4 protein-coding genes and 3 tRNA genes are annotated in these 4,706 nt (G+C 55.8%); 4 read left to right on the top strand and 3 right to left on the bottom strand.

The features are described 5' to 3' along the window. The 3 genes from VLV32_05620 to VLV32_05630 all read right to left on the bottom strand — a co-directional run. Positions 1-1,735: SAM-dependent methyltransferase (locus VLV32_05620; GenBank protein ID HUL41366.1), on the bottom strand; the 1,735-nt coding region annotated here is incomplete at its 3' end. Then, a complete protein-coding gene (locus VLV32_05625; GenBank protein HUL41367.1) occupies positions 1,725-2,420 on the bottom strand; it encodes a protein-L-isoaspartate(D-aspartate) O-methyltransferase in 696 nt (231 codons plus the stop codon). The genes VLV32_05620 and VLV32_05625, both read right to left, overlap by 11 nt. Positions 2,421-2,443: 23 nt before the next feature. After that, a complete protein-coding gene (locus VLV32_05630; protein ID HUL41368.1) occupies positions 2,444-2,932 on the bottom strand; it encodes a CoA-binding protein in 489 nt (162 codons plus the stop codon). 196 nt (positions 2,933-3,128) lie between these two features. Here VLV32_05630 and VLV32_05635 point away from each other — a divergent pair. The 4 genes from VLV32_05635 to tuf form a co-directional block, all read left to right on the top strand. Further along, a tRNA-Tyr gene (locus VLV32_05635) sits at positions 3,129-3,210 on the top strand. Positions 3,211-3,302: 92 nt separating this feature from the next. Beyond that, positions 3,303-3,376, top strand: a tRNA-Gly gene (locus tag VLV32_05640). Positions 3,377-3,400: 24 nt separating this feature from the next. Next, a tRNA-Thr gene (locus VLV32_05645) sits at positions 3,401-3,475 on the top strand. A gap of 44 nt (positions 3,476-3,519) precedes the next feature. After that, the coding region (tuf, locus tag VLV32_05650; GenBank protein ID HUL41369.1) for an elongation factor Tu at positions 3,520-4,706 on the top strand (1,187 nt) is incomplete at its 3' end.

The raw sequence follows: 4,706 nt of genomic DNA on the forward strand, positions 1-4,706 counted from the left end.
CCTTGAGCGCAAGAATCTCGGGCAGCACGCGCCATTTGAAAAAGTGGAAGAAATAGGGCTTGTCATCGCTCGCCGGCGCGACATTAAACTTATAGCGCTCTAGAAAATCCAGTCTTTGCGCGCCGAGCAGCGCTTGCGCGCCCTCGAAAAAATACGGCTCTTGCAGAACGTTGTAGCGGTTGGCGTCAGACGCGCTTATTCCCGGGAAATAGGCGAGATCGAAAGACCGGTCGCGGCAAAAGGTTTTAAGCGCGGCGATCTCGGGTTCGCTGAATTCGCCATTCTTCACCAGAAGCGTGCTGGTATTCCAGCCGCGGATAAGTACTAGCCGTTTTCCCGGCTGAGATATTCCATCCCGCTCCAAAGAAACAACCGCAGTGGCGAATAATTTAAGCGTATCGCGCGGCGGAAGCGTGACCCAGCGCGTGAGCGCCAGAATTCCGCCGGGGCGCAAATGACGGAGATAATCCTGGAATGCTTCGAGCGTGTACAAATAGCTTTCGGAGAGCGCATAAAGACCGGCTGAGGAGGCGCCGAAGGCATCGACCAGCGCAACCTGTATCAGATCGTATTGTTCGCGGCTTGCCGCGACAAAACCGCGAGCTTCCGCGACATGTACCCGAACACCCGGTGCGCTGTAAGGCTTTCCGGAAAATTCGGCAAACCGATGCTGCACCAGGTCGACTAACTGCGGGTTGAGTTCCACCGCGTCAATTTGACTGGAATGGTAATAGAGCGCCTGCAACACGTCTGCGCCGGCTCCAGACCCAAGCACTAAAACTCGCGGCTGAGTAAGAAGGTGATAGGGAAGAGCGGAGGTGAGATAGTCGAGATAGCTCAAGGCCTGGTAGTGTTGGTCGAAACGATTGAGCGCGCTCATCGAGTCGCCATCGCTGAAAATACCCAGCTGCGGAGGCGGTTCGCCGCTTGCATTCAGACTCAAGCCGGGCGCATAACGAAACGGAATGAGCGGGCTTTCAACCACCGTGAGAAGAGCCAGCGGGCTGGAAACCTGATCGATTACCTTCGCATCCTTCACTTGCAATGCCTGGCTCAGGCCCTTGTAGGGAGAAAGGCGTAGTTCGCTAAAATCGCCGGACCAGGCTAATGGCATCAGAGCGGCAACTGCTAAAAATAAAACAGCCAGCCAGCGGCGACGCAGCTTGCATTCAACGCAGGCGAGCGCAGCTGCCGCAATGGCCATAGAGCCCAATAATTTCAGCGCGCCGATTGGAAAAAAAACGAAAAGCACTGCGACCACGCCAAAACTCCCCGCGCCAGCGCCAAGAATGTCGAAGCTGTAAATCCGGTGTATGTAATCGGGAAATACAGAGAACGTAAGGCAGACGCAAGTTGCGGCAAAGAAAAACGGCAGAAACAGCAGCAGGTAAATCAGCAGCAAATAATACGGCTGGCGCGGGTCCCATAAAAACTCCAGCGCATTAAAAGGCACGCGCTGCGCCAGGAGGAAACATCCGACTGCGCAAATTCCGAACAACACGGCGCAGGTCATAAAAACGTATGCGAAGCGCTGCTTAAGCTGATCTTGCGCGAGGCTCACCATGGCGCCGCTTGCTCCGTAACCCAGGAGCGCGACGCTGATGATCATGTAAGCGAAGTGATGCCACTGGATGATCGACAACAGCCGCATCAGCAGGATTTCATAGCCGAGCACCGCCGCGGAGAGCAGCGAAATGGAAAATAACGGAGGGGTCAGGCTGGGTTTAGTGTCCACCCGTCAGCGGGACGAAACTTACCGGAAGAATTTGTTTGCTCGAAATGGTACCGTCTGCTTTTTTTTCCACCAGCATCAGGTACTGCGTGAGAAACTGCGCGCCCACCGGAATCACCATCCTGCCGCCCGGCTTGAGCTGCTTGATGAGCGGCGGCGGAATCTGGCTCGCCGCGGCAGTGACGATGATCGAATCGAACGGCGCGTACTGCTCCCAGCCGTAATAGCCGTCACCCACTTTGGTGAGCACATTGCGAAAACCCAGGCGCTGCAGGCGTTCGTGCGCTTGTTTTCCAAGCGGCTCGATGATTTCGATCGTGTAAACCGACTTTGCCAGTTCGGCGAGGATTGCCGCCTGGTACCCGGAGCCGGTGCCGATTTCAAGCACCGCGTCATTGGGCCGCACGCGCATAAGGTCGGTCATGATCGCGACGATGTAGGGCTGGGAAATAGTTTGGCCGTAGCCGATGGGCAGCGGGCGGTTTTGATAGGCATCCGCGACTGCGTTCGGCGGCACGAATTTATGGCGTTCGACTATTCCCATCGCCGCCAGCACCCGCGGGTCGAGCGCAGTCTTGCCGGTCTCATACCGGGTGTCGACGGTCATTGCTTTAATCTCGTCCACCATGTGCTGCCGGCGCTGCGCATACTCGTCGCCCGCTTGAACCGCCGGGCAAACAAGAACCATCAATAACGGAAGGAAACGTCGGGTCAATAGGGCAGCCATAACGGCCGCTTGGCGGAAATAATTTTGGTGTTCACGCCCACAAAACTTAAGCCTCCGAAGAGGCGCGCGTATTCGATCTTGATGCAGTGGTTCATCACCACTTCCAGGCCGGCTCGTCTCGCTTTCTCTGCGGCCGCTTCGTTGATGATGCCGAGCTGCATCCACAATACTTTGGCGCCGATGGCGATCGCAGCGTCGGCGAGCGGCGGTATGTCTTCGGCCTTGCGGAAGCAATCGACGATATCCACTTTTTGCGGGATGTCGAACAAGCTCGGATAGCATTTGAGCCCCAGCACCTCGGCATGCGCTGGATTGACCGGAATAACCGTGAAGCCGTGGTCGAGCAAATATTTCGCAGCGAAATAACTGGGACGGTACCAGCTTGCCGAGAGCCCCACGACGGCCACAGTCTTATTCTGCTTCAGTATGCGTCGCAGTGTCGGTATGTCATCCATGAGTGCGGATCGGTGCATTCGTTTCAATCGGGAAAAATCAATTGTAGCGAATCACCGAGCGATTTTGAAATCGAGACCTGAATTGCACGGCTTTAGCCGCGATGTCCGTGGTGCGCATAAAATTCTGGTGTGCCGATCAACTGCTTAACGCGTGTAAGTCAAGAGTTTAATTGACAGTTTGGCGGTGAATTAGGATAATTAGCGGTTTCATTACGGAGGGGTTCCCGAGCGGTCAAAGGGATCAGACTGTAAATCTGACGGCTCTGCCTTCGAAGGTTCGAATCCTTCCCCCTCCACCGGTTAACTTCGAGGGCGGAGACGGTCGAACAAAGTGCAACAGAGGCAGTATTGCGAGGAGGCTTTTGAATGCCGTGATCCGGCTTGCTTAGCGGGTGTAGCTTAATGGTAGAGCAGAAGCCTTCCAAGCTTATGACGAGGGTTCGATTCCCTTCACCCGCTCCAGTATTCGAGGACGGACCGGTGCTTGCCCATGTAGCTCAGTGGTAGAGCACTCCCTTGGTAAGGGAGAGGTCACCAGTTCAATCCTGGTCATGGGCTCCAAGTTTGAATCTCTGGGATTTTAGGCATTAGAAAAGGACACTAACATGGCAAAAGGCAAATTTGAGCGGACCAAGCCGCATGTCAATGTAGGGACGATTGGGCACGTAGATCATGGCAAGACCACGCTGACTGCGGCGATGACCATTATTTTATCCAAGAAATACGGCGGTGAAGCGAAGAGCTACGACCAGATTGATTCGGCGCCGGAAGAAAAAGCGCGGGGTATTACCATCAACACCGCGCACGTGGAATATGAAACCGCCAAGCGTCACTATGCGCACGTGGATTGTCCGGGGCACGCGGATTATGTGAAGAACATGATCACCGGGGCGGCGCAGATGGACGGGGCCATATTAGTGGTGTCTGCGGCGGATGGGCCCATGCCGCAAACGCGCGAGCACATCTTGCTTGCGCGCCAGGTGGGGGTGCCCTACATCGTGGTGTATTTGAACAAAGCCGACCAGGTGGACGACAAGGAATTGCTGGATTTAGTGGAAATTGAAGTAAGAGAACTCCTGAACAAATACGAGTTTCCCGGCGACAAGACTCCCATCATCATTGGCAGCGCCTTAAAAGCCATGGAAGGGGACAAAGGGGAACTGGGGGAAGGCTCCATCATCAAGCTCGCGGAAGCCCTGGATAACTACATACCGCAGCCCAAGCGTGCGTTAGACGGCGCATTTTTAATGCCGGTGGAAGACGTGTTTTCCATCTCCGGGCGCGGCACCGTGGTCACCGGGCGGGTGGAGCGCGGCGCCATCAAAGTAGGCGAAGAGATTGAAATCGTGGGATTGAAACCCACCCAGAAGACCGTGTGCACCGGGGTGGAGATGTTCAGGAAGCTTTTGGACCAAGGCCAAGCCGGGGATAACGTGGGGGTATTGTTACGCGGCACCAAGCGCGAAGAAGTGGAACGCGGCCAAGTGCTGGCCAAACCCGGCTCAATTACCCCGCACACCAAGTTTACCGCCGAGATTTACGTGTTATCCAAGGAAGAAGGCGGGCGTCACACGCCGTTTTTCAACGGCTACCGTCCGCAGTTTTACTTCCGCACCACCGATGTCACCGGTGCCATTGAGCTGGCCAAGGGCACCGAGATGGTGATGCCGGGGGACAATGTGACGGTGACGGTGGCGCTCATTGCCCCGATTGCCATGGAAGAGGGCTTGCGTTTCGCCATCCGCGAAGGCGGCCGCACCGTGGGCGCCGGCGTGGTCGCGAAGATAATCGA

It is taken from the genome of Burkholderiales bacterium (assembly GCA_035518095.1).
GTDB lineage: Bacteria > Pseudomonadota > Gammaproteobacteria > Burkholderiales > JAHFRG01 > JAHFRG01.

Coding starts and splice junctions, on each gene's coding strand:
- VLV32_05625 (HUL41367.1), bottom strand. CDS start 2,420: ATGGTTCTTGTTTGCCCGGCGGTTCAAGCGGGCGACGAGTATGCGCAG.
- VLV32_05630 (HUL41368.1), bottom strand. CDS start 2,932: ATGCACCGATCCGCACTCATGGATGACATACCGACACTGCGACGCATA.